Raw genomic sequence first — 16,166 nt, 5'->3', positions numbered from 1 at the left:
GCCTATTTGCAGATTTCACTTTTAGATTGCCGGATAAATCATTTAAGCCCACTCCCCTGCTCTGACAGTATGAAGGCATAAGTTCTCAACATTAGATAATCAATAACTTTTAGTTATAAGGAGTGATGATGCGAGTTATTACGCTGGCAGGCAGCCCACGGTTTCCTTCACGCTCAACGTCGCTACTGACGCTGTGTCAGCACAAACTGGAAGCACGGGGTATCGAAGTCATTCCGTGGAATATTCATAACTTCCAGCCGGACGATCTGATCAATGCGCGTTTTGACGCCCCGGCGCTGCTGGCATTACGTGAAGATCTGGCCACTGCGGATGGCCTGATTGTGGCGACGCCTATCTATAAAGCCTCTTTTTCTGGTGCACTCAAAACCCTGCTCGATCTGCTGCCGGAACGTGCGTTAGAGCACAAGGTGGTGCTGCCCTTAGCCAGCGGCGGCAGTGCAGGCCATATGCTGGCCCTCGACTATGCGCTAAAGCCGGTGCTCAACGCCCTGAAAGCGCAGGAAATTCTGCATGGCGTGTATGCCGAAGATAACCAGATTCATCATTACGATCGTCAGCCGGAGCTACAGGACTCGCTGGCACAGCGCCTTGACGACGCGGTAGCCGCGTTCTGGCTGGCGCTGACCCGTCATCACCATCCCGTTGCACAAGCGGTATAAAAGGAGCAGTTCGATGAAACAGAGATTCGTTAAATGGCTGACGGCGGGATTATTACTGGCGGGTCTGCAGGCGCAGGCTGCTGAGCCCGATCCGGCACAAATCCGTATTGGTTATCAAAAAGGGTCAGTCAGTATGGTGCTGGCCAAGTCGCACCAGCTATTAGAGAAGCGTTTTCCGCACACTAAAATTCAGTGGATTGAATTTCCGGCCGGCCCGCAGATGCTGGAAGCGCTGAATGTGAACAGTATTGACCTTGGCAGTACCGGCGATCTTCCGCCGCTGTTCGCCCAGGCTGCGGGCGCTGATTTACTTTACGTCGGTTCCGAACCACCCAAGCCGCAGGCTGAAGTGATTCTGGTCCCGAAAACCAGCACGCTGCAACAGGTCGCCGATCTGAAGGGCAAGAAAGTGGCCTTTCAGAAAGGCTCCAGCTCACACAATTTACTGTTGCGCGCCCTGCAGCAGGCCGGCCTGAGCTTTAAAGATATCACCCCGGTTTATCTTACTCCCGCAGATGCGCGCGCCGCATTCCAGCAGGGGAACGTTGATGCCTGGGCAATCTGGGATCCCTATTACTCGTCAGTGCTGTTACAGGGCAATTCCCGGGTGCTGGTTGATGGCAGCAAACTCAATCTGACCGGCTCGTTCTATTTAGCCACCCGCAGTTACGCCGAGGCGCACGGCGCATTTATACAGCAGGTGCTGGACACTTTTAGCGCGGCCGATGCGCTGACCGTCAGCCAGCGCCCGCAGAGTATTACGCTATTAGCACAGGCGATAGGCTTACCCGAGCCGGTGATTGCCAGCTATCTCAGCCATCGTCCGCCCACCACCATTACGCCGGTTAGCGACAAAACGGCGGTTGCCCAACAGCACACCGCTGACCTGTTCTATGCCAATCATCTGCTGCCAGTGAAAGTATCGATTCGCGATCGCATCTGGCAACCACATTCCGTGACTCAATAAGGAGCAAAAAATGGTATCCATATTCTGGTTTCTGCCGACCCATGGTGACGGCCACTATCTTGGCACCGCAGAAGGTGCACGTCCGGTGGATCACGCCTATCTGCAACAGGTGGCGCAGGCAGCCGATCGTCTTGGCTTTGGCGGCGTACTGATCCCAACCGGCCGATCCTGTGAAGATGCCTGGCTGGTTGCCGCATCCCTGATCCCGGTGACGCAGCGCCTGCGTTTTCTGGTGGCTTTACGCCCTGGCGTAATTTCACCGACCCAGGCGGCGCGCCAGGCAGCGACGCTGGATCGCTTATCCAACGGCCGCGCGCTGTTTAATCTGGTCACCGGCGGCGATCCGGAAGAGCTGGCGGGTGACGGCGTTTTCCTTGATCACCGTGAGCGCTACGCCGAGTCAGCTGAATTCACCCGCGTCTGGCGTCGGGTGCTGGAGGGCGAAACGGTCGATTACGAAGGCAGGCACGTTAAGGTGCGCGGTGCCCGCCTGATGTTTAAACCGGTACAGCAACCGCGTCCGCCGTTATGGTTTGGGGGCTCGTCTGAACCGGCGCAGGATCTGGCGGCTGAACAGGTCGATGTCTATCTCACCTGGGGTGAACCACCGGCTCTGGTGAAAGAGAAAATCGACCAGGTCCGTGCCAAAGCCGCCGCGCAGGGACGTACGGTACGTTTCGGTATCCGTCTGCATGTGATCGTGCGTGAAACCAATGAAGAAGCCTGGCAGGCCGCCGACAAACTGATCGCCAATGTGGACGATGCCACCATCGCCAAAGCGCAGGCCGCGTTTCAGCGGGCAGATTCGGTCGGGCAGCGCCGGATGGCGGCGCTTCACGGCGGTCGCCGCGACAAGCTGGAAATCAGCCCGAACCTGTGGGCCGGTGTCGGCCTGGTGCGCAGCGGCGCAGGCACCGCGCTGGTCGGTGACGGACCCACGGTCGCCGCGCGAATTAAAGAGTATGAAGCGCTGGGTATTGAAACCTTTATTTTGTCTGGCTATCCACACCTGGAAGAAGCTTATCGGGTTGGCGAACTGCTGTTCCCGCATCTCGATCTGCAGGTTCCGCTGGTGCCACAGCCGCGCGTAGTGCAGGCACACGGAGAAGCGGTCGCCAACGATTTTACCCCTGAGAAAAAAGTCGCCCGCGGCTGAGGAGAACATCATGGCCAGAACAGGTAAACGTCTCGCCGATACGCTGGTGCCGTGGGTGCTGCCAGCTCTACTGGTGGTGGCGTGGCAGATCGCCTCGCAAACCGGCTGGTTATCGACCCGCATTTTGCCGGCGCCTGAAAAAATAGTGACCACGTTCTGGCAGCTGGCCGCCAGCGGTGAACTGTGGCAACACCTGGCGATCAGTAGCTGGCGGGCACTGATTGGTTTCAGCATCGGCGGATCGATTGGTCTGCTGCTGGGGCTGATCACCGGCACCTCCCGCACCGGCGAGCGGCTGCTGGATACCTCGGTTCAGATGTTACGTAACGTTCCCCATCTGGCGCTGATCCCGCTGGTCATTCTGTGGTTCGGTATTGATGAGTCGGCCAAAATCTTCCTGGTGGCGCTCGGCACGCTGTTTCCGATCTACCTGAATACCTACCACGGCATTCGTAACATCGATCGCGGACTGGTGGAGATGGCCCGCAGCTATGGCCTCACCGGCTGGAGCCTGTTTATTCAGGTGATCCTGCCCGGTGCGCTACCGAACATCATGGTCGGCGTTCGTTTCGCGCTCGGCCTGATGTGGCTGACGTTGATCGTGGCAGAAACCATTTCGGCAAACTCGGGCATCGGCTATCTGGCGATGAATGCGCGTGAATTTTTGCAGACCGATGTGGTGGTGGTCGCCATCATTCTGTATGCCCTGCTCGGTAAACTGGCTGATGTCGCCGCGTTGTTGCTGGAACGCGTCTGGCTGCGCTGGCATCCGGCTTATCAACTGAAGGAGGAGAACGCATGAGTCAGACCCTTTCCCCGGCGCGCCTCAATGCGGGCACCCCGGTTGGCGTTAACAACGTCAGCAAGCAGTATGGCAACCGTACCATTCTGAAGAACATCGACCTGCATATTCCGTCAGGTCAGTTCGTGGCGGTGGTTGGCCGCAGCGGCTGCGGCAAAAGTACCCTGCTGCGCCTGCTGGCCGGGCTGGAGCAGACTTCCAGCGGCCAGCTACTGGCGGGCAATGCGCCGTTACAGTCGGCACGTGACGATACCCGCCTGATGTTTCAGGATGCGCGGCTGCTGCCGTGGAAAAAGGTGATTGATAATGTCGGCCTCGGGCTAAAAGGCAACGCCTGGCGCAGTGCGGCACAGGAGGCGCTGGCGGCGGTCGGGCTTGCCGATCGGGCCAGTGAGTGGCCGGCTACTCTCTCAGGCGGACAGAAACAGCGGGTGGCGCTGGCCAGAGCGCTGATTCATCGGCCGGGTTTGCTGCTGCTGGATGAGCCACTCGGTGCGCTGGATGCCCTGACCCGCATCGAAATGCAGGAACTGATTGAATCGCTGTGGCAGCAGCATCATTTCACGGTTCTGCTGGTTACTCATGATGTGAGTGAAGCGGTGGCGATGGCCGATCGGGTGCTATTGATTGAAGAAGGCGAGATTGGTCTGGATCTGCTGGTTGATTTACCGCGTCCCAGAAGGCGCGGATCGCAGCGTCTGGCAGAATTAGAGGCGGAAGTGCTGGATCGGGTAATGCGCCGCACCGCACCCTCGCAACCGGTCCGTGTTGCGCGGCAGCGTTAAAAAAAACGGCGGAGTCCGACTGGTACTCCGCCGTTCTGCTATCAGGCGTTCAGCGCCCGGGTGATCTTCTCGTAGAGATCGCCCGACAGCTTCTCCAGCCCTTTCAGCTGTTCCAGCGCCTCGCGCATCATCGCCTGACGATCGTCGTCATAGCGTTTCAGTCGAATTAATGGCTCCACCATCCGCGCCGCAACCTGCGGATTACGGGTGTTCAGGTCGATCAACATCTCCACCAGGAATTTATAGCCGCTGCCATCTTTGGCATGGAACGCAGCCGGGTTAGCGGAGGCAAAGGCCCCCACCAGCGAACGGACCCGGTTAGGGTTGCTCATGCTGAAGGAGCGGTGGTTGAGTAACTGACGCACATTACGCAGCACGTTGGCCGCCGGACTGGTGGCCTGCAGCACAAACCACTTGTCCATCACCAGACCATCCTGATGCCAGCGCTCATCGTAGGCCGCCAGCAGCGCATCACGGCACGGCAGCTGCGCCGCTACCGCTGCAGAGAGTGCCGCCAGCGCGTCGGTCATGTTGGTCGCCTGGTGATACTGCGTCTGCACCAGCTTGTCCGCCAGTTGCGCATCGCCAAAGGCCAGATAGGTCAGGCAGATATTTTTCAGGCTGCGCTGACCGATCGCGGCATGCTCAATCCGGTACTCACTCTGCTGATTGGCGTTATAAATCGCAAAGAACTCGTCAGCCAGCTCGCGCGCCAGCGTGCGCTGCAGCGCGTCACGTACCAGCGCAATCGCCTGGGGATCGATGACATCGAACAGTTCGGCGATCTCATTTTCAGTCGGCAACGTCAGAATCAGCGCGGTCAGCGCCGGATCACAGTCGGTATCAAGCAGCACTGCGCGGAACGCGTCTGCCACATGCAGCGGCAGTGACAGATGCTGCCCCTGCTGATAGCGCGCCACGTTGAGACGGATATAGGTTGCCAGCAGGCTCTGTGCCGCATCCCAGCGGGAGAAATCGTTACGCGCATGACGCATCAGGAAGGTGAGCTGCGCATCGCTCCATTTGTAATCAAGCTTCACCGGCGCAGAGAACTCACGCAGCAGCGACGGCACCGGCTGGAAGTAGACGTTATCGAAAATGAAGGACTGAAACTCCTCGGTGACGTTCAGCACATGATGCACCGGATGGCCGTTGTGCTGCAGCGGAATCACTTTCCCTTCGTTATCATACAGTTCGATATCAAGCGGGATGTGCAGCGGCAGCTTCTCTTTCTGATCGGCAGTCGCCGGGGTGTGCTGCGTGACGTGCAGCGTGTACTGCTCCAGCTCCGGGTTGTAATCATCGCGTACCGTCAGCACTGGCGTACCGGACTGGCTGTACCAGCGGCGGAACTGTGACAGATCCACATTGGAAGCATCTTCCATCGCCTGTACGAAGTCATCGCAGGTGGCCGCACTGCCGTCGTGACGATCAAAATAGAGCTGCATCCCCTTCTGGAAATTGGCTTCGCCCAGCAGGGTGTGCAGCATGCGGATCACTTCCGATCCTTTTTCATACACCGTCAGGGTGTAGAAGTTATTCATTTCAATCACCTGATCCGGGCGGATCGGGTGAGCCATCGGGCTGGCATCTTCAGCAAACTGCGCGCCGCGCACGATACGCACGTTGTCGATGCGATTAACGGCGCGTGAACCGAGGTCAGAACTGAACTCCTGATCGCGGAACACCGTCAGCCCCTCTTTCAGGCTGAGCTGGAACCAGTCACGACAGGTGACACGGTTGCCGGTCCAGTTATGGAAATATTCGTGGCCGATCACCGCTTCGATACCGAGATAGTCTTTATCAGTGGCGGTTTCCGCTTTCGCCAGCACATATTTGGCGTTAAAGACGTTCAGGCCTTTGTTTTCCATCGCGCCCATATTGAAGAAGTCGACCGCCACGATCATAAAGATGTCGAGGTCGTATTCGAGACCGAAACGCTCCTCATCCCACTTCATGCTGTTTTTCAGCGAGGTCATTGCCCAATCAGCGCGGTCGAGATTGCCACGATCGACAAAAATCTCCAGCGCTACGTCACGGCCGGAACGGGTAGTGAAACTGTCACGCAGCACGTCGAAGTCGCCCGCCACCAGCGCAAACAGGTAGCACGGTTTCGGGAACGGGTCCTGCCATTTAACCCAGCTACGGCCTTGCTCATCACGCCCGCTGTCGACGCGGTTACCGTTTGACAGCAGGTACGGATAGCGTTCGCCGTCGGCAAAAATGGTGGTGGTGAAACGCGCCAGCACATCCGGGCGATCCAGATACCAGGTAATATGACGGAAGCCTTCAGCCTCACATTGAGTACAGAGCGCCTCGCCTGATTTGTATAACCCTTCCAGCGCCGTGTTCTGATCCGGATGAATATCGTTGATGATTTTCAGCGTGAAACTGTCCGGCAACTGGCTGAGCACCAGCGCACCGTTCTCATGGCGATAGTCCGTCCAGGGTTGTCCATCCACCTCAAGTGCGATCAGCGTTAAATCTTCGCCATCCAGACGCAAATCAGCCTGGCTGTCACCGAGACGTTTAACCTGACTGGTAGCCGTTACGCGGGTGGTCGACGCATCCAGTTCAAAGGTTAAGTCAATGTCAGTAATGGTGTAATCCGGCGCACGGTAATCGTGGCGATATTTAATTTGGGGCTGTTGCGTCATATTCCGTCTCGCGTTGTTATAAGTTTACCTGGCAAAGTCTAAGCTTGTTACTACAAGCTTGCCACGCACAATGCACCTAATGAGCGAAATGGCTACAAATTGTTAACAATGGCACAGATTGGCCTCGACCCATTACAGTGAAATATGCTGTGATTGGCGTTAATGACTGAATTATACTTCCGCGTCTTTAAGACTGTGTACAACACCGGGCTCTGCGCCACCGAACAGGATGCTGAAACGCGCCATGACAGGACATGCTTCCCCGATACTGACCTCGCTGCTCGATACGGACGCCTATAAGCTCCACATGCAGCAAGCCGTCTTCCACCGCTATCATGATGTCACGGTGGCGGCGGAGTTTCGCTGCCGCGGCGACGAACTGCTGGGCCTCTACGCTGATGAGATTCGTGATGCGATTCGCGCAATGCAAACGCTGGCGCTGACCGATGACGAATATCACTGGTTATCCCGTCTGCCCTTCTTTCAGCAGGATTACCTGAACTGGCTGCGCGATTTTCGCTACAACCCCGATCAGGTTGAGGTACGTAATCACCACGGCAAACTGGAACTGCGTATTCAGGGACCGTGGCGTGAAGTGATTTTGTGGGAAGTGCCGCTGCTGGCGCTGATCAGTGAAGTGGTGCATCGTCATCGCACCCCTGAGATCACCACGCAACAGGCGGTCGACCATCTGCAGGATAAGCTTGCCGACTTTACTCATCAGGTGACCGATCTGGATATGTCACGCTTCCACCTGATGGATTTCGGTACCCGCCGTCGCTATTCACAGGATGTCCAGCAGGCGATTGTGGCAACGCTGAAACAGGACTTCCCGTGGCTGATCGGCACCAGCAACTACGATCTGGCGCGTCGCCTGACGCTGACGCCGGTCGGTACGCAGGCGCACGAGTGGTTCCAGGCGTTCCAGCAGATCAGCCCGGTGCTGGCCAACAGTCAGCGCGCCGCGCTGCAGGCGTGGCTGGACGAATATGATGATCAGCTCGGTATCGCCCTGACCGACTGTATCGCCATGGATGCTTTCCTGCGTGATTTCGGTCCGGTATTTGCCCGACGCTATCAGGGGCTGCGTCACGACTCTGGCGATCCGGTCGAATGGGGCGAGAAAGCCCTTGCCCACTATCAGAAGCTGGGAATCGATCCGCAAAGCAAAACGCTGGTTTTTTCCGACAATCTCAACCTCGACAAAGCGCTGGCGCTTTATCGCCACTTTGGTCAGCGTGCCAACGTCATTTTCGGCATCGGTACCCGCCTGACCTGCGATATTCCGGGCATTACGCCACTGAATATTGTGATCAAGCTGGTGCAGTGCAACGGCAAACCGGTGGCGAAACTGTCCGACAGTCCGGGTAAAACCATCTGCCAGGATAAAGCCTTCGTCCGGGCCCTGCGCAAAGCCTTTGACCTGCCGCTGGTGAAAAAAGCGAGCTAAGCCACTTCTTATCGGGGCGTTGATGCGCCCCGCTTCTGCTGTAATAAATCATCCATTCCGCCGGATTTTGCTTGTTTCCTGAAGACTCGCAAGTAACATAGCAAAACCCCCGGTTCGGGGACCTTTTTACTCACTTCTTCTATATAGAGAGATATTTATGAGCGTTGTGCCTGTAGCGGACGTACTGCACGGTCGCGTCGCGGTTGACAGTGAAGTCACCGTACGTGGTTGGGTGCGTACCCGAAGAGATTCAAAAGCCGGTCTTTCCTTCATCGCCGTATATGACGGCTCCTGCTTTAATCCCGTTCAGGCAGTCGTCAATAATTCTCTGAATAATTATCAGGATGAAGTATTGCGTCTGACCACCGGCTGTTCCGTGATTGTCACCGGCACCGTGGTGGCCTCGCCCGGTCAGGGCCAGGCTTTTGAGATTCAGGCAACCCGTCTTGAGGTTGTTGGCTGGGTGGAAGATCCTGACAGCTACCCGATGGCGGCGAAACGTCACAGCATTGAGTATCTGCGTGAAGTGGCTCACCTGCGTCCACGCACCAACCTGATCGGTGCCGTCGCCCGCGTTCGTCATACTCTGGCGCAGGCGCTGCATCGCTTTTTCCATGAAAATGGTTATTTCTGGGTCTCCACTCCGCTGATTACCGCCTCGGATACTGAAGGCGCCGGTGAGATGTTCCGCGTCTCAACGCTGGACCTTGAGAACCTGCCGCGCAACGATCAGGGCAAAGTCGATTTCAGCGAAGATTTCTTTGGCAAGGAAGCGTTCCTGACCGTTTCTGGTCAGCTGAACGGCGAAACCTATGCCAGCGCCCTGTCAAAGATTTATACCTTTGGCCCGACCTTCCGCGCAGAAAACTCTAACACCAGCCGCCATCTGGCGGAGTTCTGGATGCTGGAGCCGGAAATTGCCTTTGCGTCGCTGGATGATGCAGCTGCGCTGGCGGAAGCGATGCTGAAGTATGTGTTCAATGCGGTGCTGGAAGAGCGTGCTGATGACATGGCGTTCTTTGCTGAGCGCGTTGACAAAGAAGCGGTTGAGCGCCTGCAGCGTTTCATCACTACCGACTTCGCCCAGGTCGACTACACCGACGCGGTTGAGATTCTGATCAACTGCGGTCAGAGCTTTGAGAATCCGGTGTCGTGGGGTATCGATCTCTCCTCTGAGCATGAACGTTACCTGGCCGAGAAGCATTTTAAAGCGCCTGTGGTGGTGAAAAACTACCCGAAAGACATTAAAGCGTTTTATATGCGTCTGAACGACGACGGTAAAACCGTAGCGGCGATGGACGTACTGGCACCGGGCATCGGTGAAATTATCGGTGGTTCGCAGCGTGAAGAGCGTCTGGATGTTCTCGACGCACGTCTCGAAGAAATGGGTCTGAATAAAGAAGATTACTGGTGGTATCGTGACCTGCGTCGCTACGGTACCGTGCCACATTCTGGCTTTGGATTAGGTTTCGAACGTTTGATCGCTTATGTCACCGGTGTACAAAATGTAAGGGACGTTATCCCCTTCCCACGTACTCCACGTAATGCGAGCTTCTAACTTTCTGCATTAATTATAAGAAATTCATATATATAAAGAGGTCGGCACTGCCGGCCTTTTTTTATTTTTGTAAATTTTGAGTTCTCTCACAAAGTTCCGTGTTTTTTACATTTTGTAATACATATTTTCCTTTTGAAACCAGATTACGAGTTTCGTAGCATTTTCGAGGTAGAATTAAGGCTGGGGGGATGGAAAGATGCGTGCAGACACAGGAAGACACCAAACTTCTTTCAAGGTTCCCGTAAAGGTTTCTTGACGGCAGTGGCAGGTGTACAAATAACTCCAACGAGGGTAATGAATAATGATGAAGCGCAATATTCTTGCAGTGGTTATCCCTGCTCTGTTAGCCGCAGGCGCAGCAAACGCAGCCGAAATTTATAATAAAGACGGCAACAAACTGGACCTGTACGGTAAAGCCGTTGGCCTGCACTACTTCTCTGATAACGACGGCAACGATGGCGACAATACTTACGTTCGCTTCGGCTTCAAGGGTGAAACTCAGATTAACGACCAGCTGACCGGTTACGGCCAGTGGGAATACAACGTTCAGGCTAACAACTCTGAAGGCGATGATGCGCAAGACGGTAACAGAACCCGTCTGGGCTTTGCCGGTCTGAAATTCGGTGATGCTGGCTCAATCGACTACGGCCGTAACTACGGTGTGGTTTACGATGCAATCGGCTGGACCGATATGCTGCCAGAGTTCGGTGGCGACTCAGGATACTCAGATAACTTCATGAACGGTCGTAGCACCGGCCTGCTGACTTACCGCAACACTAACTTCTTTGGCCTGGTAGATGGCTGGGATTTCGCCGTTCAGTATCAGGGCAAAAACGAGCGTGATGAAATTCGTCGTTCGAACGGCGACGGCTGGGGTCTGTCAACTTCTTACGTCTCACCAATCGGTGTAGGTGTTGTGGGTGCCTATAGCAGCAGCGACCGTACCGATGCACAGGCCGCTGGCGTTGCAGCTAACGGTACTGTTGTAGGTCAGGGTAAACGCGCTGAAAACTGGGCAACCGGTCTGAAGTATGATGCAAACAATGTCTACCTGGCGGCTTACTACGGTGAAACCCGTAACTCAACGCCGTTCACGCTGACAACTGGTCCGGGCACCGATACCACCGCTTTCGCCAACAAAGCACAGAACATTGAACTGGTTGCACAGTATCAGTTCGACTTCGGTCTGCGTCCATCTATCGCCTACGTTCAGTCTAAAGGCAAAGATATCGAAGGCGTGGGCGATGCTGACCTGATCAAATACATTGATATCGGCGCAACCTACTACTTCAACAAAAACATGTCTACCTATGTGGACTATCAGATCAACCAGCTGGATGACAACAACCGTCTGGGTCTGAACACTGATGATACTGTAGCGGTTGGCCTGGTTTACCAGTTCTAATCTCGCTGTCAGAAGATGTTTAAAGACGGGGCCATCGGCCCCGTTTTTTTATGTCTGTTAGCCGGCAATAGCGCATTTCTCCTGCTCCTTTCCTCATTCATGCTCCACTGACGGCGGGCAGAGCGGAAGCAGGCGCGCAAAATGTATCAATAAGTCTCGCAAACGGTTGGCTTTTGCCTGGCCTGACGCTAACCTGAGAGCTCATTTTGCTAACGTTCCCGCTACTGGACCTGACTCATGTTTGAATCGATCTCTGCTGCACCCGCCGATCCCATTCTTGGGCTGGCCGATCTGTTTCGCGCTGATGACCGCCCTAACAAAATTAACCTCGGTATCGGCGTCTATAAAGACGAAACCGGCAAGACCCCGGTGCTGACCAGCGTTAAGAAAGCCGAACAGTACCTGCTGGAAAACGAAACCACTAAAAACTATCTCAGCATTGATGGTCTGGCTGATTTCGCCCGCTGTACCCAGGCGCTGCTGTTTGGCAACCAGAGCGCGCTGATTACCGCCGGTCGTGCGCGTACAGCACAAACCCCAGGCGGAACCGGTGCGCTGCGCGTGGCGGCGGATTTCCTTGCCACCCAGACCAGCGTTAAACGGGTTTGGGTCAGCAATCCCAGCTGGCCGAACCATAAAAATGTGTTCAATGCTGCCGGTCTTGAGGTATGTGAATACCAGTATTACGATGCGGAAAATCACTCGCTGGATTTTGATGGCCTGCTGGCGTCGCTGAAACAGGTGCAGGCGGGCGACGTGGTGCTATTCCACGGCTGCTGCCATAACCCAACCGGCATCGATCCCACGGCTGAACAGTGGCAGCAACTGGCACAGCTGTCGCAGGCTGGCGGCTGGTTACCGTTATTCGACTTTGCCTATCAGGGCTTCGCCCGTGGCCTGGAAGAAGATGCGGAAGGACTGCGTATTTTTGCCGCGTCGCATCAGGAACTGATTGTCGCCAGCTCCTATTCAAAGAACTTTGGTTTGTATAACGAGCGCGTCGGGGCCATTACGCTGGTGGCCGCTGATGCCAACGTGGCCGATACCGCCTTCAGCCAGGTGAAATACACTATCCGCGCCAACTATTCCAATCCGCCGGCTCACGGTGCGGCCGTGGTTGCCACCATCCTCGGCAACGATGCCCTGCGTACCATCTGGGAGCAGGAGCTGTCAGACATGCGCCAGCGTATCCAGCGTATGCGTCAGTTGTTCGTGAATACCCTGGCAGAGAAAGGTGCGCAGCGTGACTTCAGCTTCATCATCCGGCAGAACGGGATGTTCTCGTTTAGCGGCCTGACCAAAGATCAGGTGATTCGCCTGCGTGAAGAGTTTGCGGTCTATGCGGTTAACTCAGGACGGGTAAACGTGGCGGGCATGACGCCAGACAATATGTCGGCGCTGTGTGAGGCGATTGTCGCGGTGCTGTAATCGTGATGAAAAAATGGGCCAGCCGGCCCATTTTTTATTGCAGAAAAGGATTACTGATCCGTTCACGGCCCAGTGTTGAAATCGGCCCGTGCCCCGGCAGGAAAGTCACATCATCGCCCAGCGGCAGTAATTTTGTCCGGATGGCGTCGATCAGCTGCTGATGATCGCCCTGCGGGAAATCAGTGCGGCCGACACCGCCGTTGAAAATCACATCGCCTGAGATCAGTAGGCGTCCCTGACGATCAAAGAACACCACGTGACCTGGCGAATGGCCCGGACAGTGTAATACCTCCAGCGTCACCAGTCCGACCTGCACGCTGTCACCCTCTTCCAGCCAGCGATCCGGCGTGAAAGGCGCACACTCGTCCAGCCCGAACATGCGGCTCTGCGTCGGTAACGCTTCCAGCCAGAACGCATCGCGTTTCTGCGGTCCAACGACGGGCACCTGATAAAATGCCGCGAGTTCGACCGCCGCCCCGACATGATCGAGATGACCATGGGTGAGCAGAATCTGCGCGGGTTTCAGTTTGTGTTGTTCCAGCGTTTGTTTGATACGTTCGGCATCACCGCCCGGATCGACCAGCGCCGACTCCCCGGTGGTATCGCACCAGATAACCGAGCAGTTCTGAGCAAAGGCTGTAACAGGAATAATATGGTAATTCATAACGCTCCATGACCGGCTCACGCAGCGTTGCCGGCGTCGTTACCAGTGCCTGATCGGCCCGGTATCAATGTGCACAAAGTTGCTGCGAGGATAATATCCTACACCACCCGCGCGCAGAGATAACGCCGCTTTGCGTACATTGGCTAAGCTAACGCCTTCAATGTGGAAATCCATCGCCTGTCCTTTGGTGTGGTAGCTGTGTTTCGCCACGCCTGGGCCGCTCTCACGCAACATATTATTGGTGGCCAGGGAGCGATAACCGGAAACCAGCTGTACCGGCTTACGGGTTTCCAGCAGCGCCTGCAGACGGAAAATCTGGTCGAACAGATGGGGGTCGATGCTTTTCACTTTATTGGCGCGATAGTCACGGAAAAAGTGATTTAATCGTGACAACTCATCCCTGTCGTAACTCTTACCATTAAAAAATTCAGTTTTAAGGGTTTCACCCGTATGAAGATTATTAAGCGTTAATACCCGCGGGCGAGAAGTTGAAAGTGAAGCCCTTGCAGAAGCCGGCAATAATGCCAGTCCGGCGGCAGCACTTCCGCAAAGCAGTAGCTTGCGACGAAAAGAATCAATAGTAGACATTAACCGTATTACCTGAGAGTGAAGCCATAGAAATGTGCAAAAAGCGCACAGGCCGAACCATAACTTTCTCTCACAGAGGCGTCAACCCATCGTGGGCAGCTTTGTGCGGCGATCCCGGGTGGGATCGCCTTTTAATGAAGAAGTACATTCGCGGAGGAAGAGGCCTAACGATTGAAAATCAATCACTAGAGCAGCAATTGTTCAGCCCGTAATAGCGCCTGGCTGCCTGAACGTGCCGTGTCATCATAATTGTAAATATCTGTTCGGAACTGCGGTTTGCCGTCATCAGCGACCCAGGCGGTCAGATAATAGAGGTTGACCGGAATACGATGGCGAATCGGCACGTAGCGGGTATCGCCCTGCTTCAACGTGCTGGAGATGCGGGAATCATTCCATCCCGCATCCTGCAGCAACAGTCCGGCCAGTTCAGAAGCCTTGTTTACCCGCACGCAGCCTGAGCTCAGCGCACGGATGTCGCGCTGGAACAGATTATGATTCGGCGTGTCATGCAGATAGATAGCATCCGAACTCGGCATGTTGAATTTGTAACGTCCCAGCGCGTTCATCTGACCTGGAGCCTGCCGCAGACGATACGGGAACGAGGAGGCTGATACCATGCTCCAGTCGATCATGCTGGGGTCAATCACCTCGGCATCTTCACTCCAGCCTGACAGCAGCGTATAGCCATGTTTATACAGGTAGCCAGGGTCCTGCTTCACCTTCGGAATGATATCTTTGCGCACCAGCGTGGTCGGCACGTTCCACGGTGGATTCAGTACCACGTTGTTCAGCGCACTGCGCATCAGCGGCGTTTTACGATCGGGACGACCGACGATCACCCGTGATGACAAAATCTTGTTGCCATTGTTGTAGTAAATCAGTGAGTAGTTGGCGATGTTCACCATAATGCCGTTGTGCATATCATCCGGCAGCAAACGCAGTCGCTGGATATTCAGCGCCAGCAGGGAGGCGCGCATCTGCGGTGACACGTTAAGCCACTGACGCGTTCTGGCACCGATTGCTCCATCGCTATCCAGTCCCTGCCACTGTTGAAAACGTTTCACCGCCGCCACCAGCGTCGTGTCGTAGACATTCGCGCTGTTATTCGTATCCGGCGTCAGGCTTTGCACGTTGCCCGGTGACTGTGGCGATGAGACCGGCAGATCGGTGACCGGCGTAGCCGACGGACTGACCACTACCGGCTGGTCGCTGTGGCTGACCGGCACGGTTGAAACCGGAACTGCGTCCTCATCCGGTGCAGGTGCGGTGGTCTGGGCGGTCAGCATCCCGCTGCGCTGCAGAATTTCACGTAACGCCGGCACATCATCACTCACCTGTCCCGGACGCAGGGTTTCGCTATTTTTCAGCTGTGGCCACGGCCGTTTGTCGCTGAGCAATGTTTTAAGCGCAGCATGCATCGGGCGATATTGCGGGTGCTGCGGTTCCAGTGAGGTGATAAACACGCTGTCAGAACCGGCATTCACCGCGTTCTGCCACTGATTTACCACTGATACCGACGGTTGGGCCAGCTTATACGGCACGTTATTGTAGAGCCAGGTTTCACCCTGAGTGGGCACGCTGGAGACAAACTGCAGGTAGCCGAGCATCGCATCAGAAAGCGTCACATCACGGGCAAAACCAGAAATCGCCGGATCGGTCAGACGTTCAATCCAACGGGTAAACTGGGGTTGCACGCCAGAAAGCGCGGCTTCCGCCAGCTGCTGCTGAAACTTTTGCACCGCCTGGCGATCCTGCCAGATTGGTTGCATGTGACGCGACGCATACAGCGTGGCCAGTGAAGGCAGGTAAAATGGCTGATCGGCGCTGGAGAAGGCCTGCCGTATCTGTTGCTGACTTTCGGTAACTGACGTCGCCCCCTGAGTGATCCCCGGCATAGCGGCGATCACAGCGGCCTGCGGCAGCGTAAATGGAACCACGGTTAGCGCCAGCGCTAACAATGAACCAACGCGATGATGTTTAAACCTATTTGCCAGCAACATCCCTGCCCCCTCATCTGTTCAACTGC

The 16,166-nt window shown here is 55.7% G+C and carries 13 protein-coding genes; 9 read left to right on the top strand and 4 right to left on the bottom strand.

Annotated elements, in window-relative coordinates:
• Positions 1 to 128 precede the first annotated feature (128 nt).
• Genes ssuE through ssuB form a run of 5 tightly spaced genes read left to right on the top strand, consistent with a single transcriptional unit; the run spans position 129 to position 4,390 of the window.
• Entirely contained in the window at positions 129 to 680 is a 552-nt protein-coding gene (gene ssuE, locus AC6I8D_RS06675; protein WP_312757314.1) for an NADPH-dependent FMN reductase, read from the top strand.
• A gap of 13 nt (positions 681 to 693) precedes the next feature.
• Complete coding sequence (locus AC6I8D_RS06670; protein ID WP_312756477.1) at positions 694 to 1,647, top strand: sulfonate ABC transporter substrate-binding protein; 954 nt, start codon at positions 694 to 696, stop codon at positions 1,645 to 1,647.
• 10 nt (positions 1,648 to 1,657) lie between these two features.
• Entirely contained in the window at positions 1,658 to 2,803 is a 1,146-nt protein-coding gene (gene ssuD / locus AC6I8D_RS06665; RefSeq protein ID WP_312052701.1) for an FMNH2-dependent alkanesulfonate monooxygenase, read from the top strand.
• 10 nt (positions 2,804 to 2,813) lie between these two features.
• Positions 2,814 to 3,605: an aliphatic sulfonate ABC transporter permease SsuC gene (gene ssuC / locus AC6I8D_RS06660; RefSeq protein ID WP_031376619.1), complete on the top strand. Its 792-nt coding sequence runs from the start codon at positions 2,814 to 2,816 to the stop codon at positions 3,603 to 3,605.
• Positions 3,602 to 4,390: an aliphatic sulfonates ABC transporter ATP-binding protein gene (gene ssuB / locus AC6I8D_RS06655; RefSeq protein WP_497819822.1), complete on the top strand. Its 789-nt coding sequence runs from the start codon at positions 3,602 to 3,604 to the stop codon at positions 4,388 to 4,390. The genes ssuC and ssuB overlap by 4 nt, the downstream gene beginning before the upstream one ends.
• 41 nt (positions 4,391 to 4,431) lie before the next feature.
• On the opposite strand, the gene pepN is transcribed toward ssuB, so the two are convergent.
• Positions 4,432 to 7,047 carry an aminopeptidase N gene (pepN, locus tag AC6I8D_RS06650; protein ID WP_497819821.1) on the bottom strand — a complete coding sequence of 872 codons (2,616 nt, stop codon included), beginning with the start codon at positions 7,045 to 7,047 and terminating at the stop codon, positions 4,432 to 4,434.
• Between the two features lie 244 nt (positions 7,048 to 7,291).
• Here pepN and pncB point away from each other — a divergent pair, with 244 nt between their 5' ends.
• The 4 genes from pncB (at position 7,292) to AC6I8D_RS06630 (ending at position 12,888) form a co-directional block, all read left to right on the top strand.
• On the top strand, positions 7,292 to 8,497 hold the full coding sequence (gene pncB / locus AC6I8D_RS06645; protein ID WP_497819820.1) for a nicotinate phosphoribosyltransferase: 1,206 nt from the start codon (positions 7,292 to 7,294) through the stop codon (positions 8,495 to 8,497).
• A gap of 157 nt (positions 8,498 to 8,654) precedes the next feature.
• Positions 8,655 to 10,055, top strand: coding sequence for an asparagine--tRNA ligase (gene asnS / locus AC6I8D_RS06640; protein WP_312052708.1), 1,401 nt, complete (start codon positions 8,655 to 8,657; stop codon positions 10,053 to 10,055).
• A gap of 301 nt (positions 10,056 to 10,356) precedes the next feature.
• Positions 10,357 to 11,460, top strand: coding sequence for a porin OmpF (gene ompF, locus AC6I8D_RS06635; RefSeq protein ID WP_312052709.1), 1,104 nt, complete (start codon positions 10,357 to 10,359; stop codon positions 11,458 to 11,460).
• 237 nt (positions 11,461 to 11,697) lie between these two features.
• The gene (locus AC6I8D_RS06630; RefSeq protein ID WP_497819819.1) at positions 11,698 to 12,888 is read left to right on the top strand and encodes an amino acid aminotransferase; all 1,191 of its coding nucleotides are present in this window, start codon (positions 11,698 to 11,700) and stop codon (positions 12,886 to 12,888) included.
• A 34-nt stretch (positions 12,889 to 12,922) separates the two neighbouring features.
• On the opposite strand, the gene AC6I8D_RS06625 is transcribed toward AC6I8D_RS06630, so the two are convergent.
• The 3 genes from AC6I8D_RS06625 to ldtD form a co-directional block, all read right to left on the bottom strand.
• Entirely contained in the window at positions 12,923 to 13,552 is a 630-nt protein-coding gene (locus tag AC6I8D_RS06625) for an MBL fold metallo-hydrolase (protein ID WP_312052712.1), read from the bottom strand.
• A gap of 39 nt (positions 13,553 to 13,591) precedes the next feature.
• A complete protein-coding gene (gene mepK / locus AC6I8D_RS06620) occupies positions 13,592 to 14,140 on the bottom strand; it encodes a peptidoglycan L,D-endopeptidase MepK (protein WP_312052714.1) in 549 nt (182 codons plus the stop codon).
• A gap of 185 nt (positions 14,141 to 14,325) precedes the next feature.
• Complete coding sequence (ldtD, locus tag AC6I8D_RS06615) at positions 14,326 to 16,140, bottom strand: L,D-transpeptidase (protein WP_312052716.1); 1,815 nt, start codon at positions 16,138 to 16,140, stop codon at positions 14,326 to 14,328.
• Positions 16,141 to 16,166: the final 26 nt, after the last annotated feature.

The organism is Pantoea sp. X-Soil-MYKO-1785 (assembly GCF_059730675.1).
The sequence above is the reverse complement of the archived record's forward strand: the minus strand, read 5'-3'. Positions and strand labels throughout refer to the sequence as shown.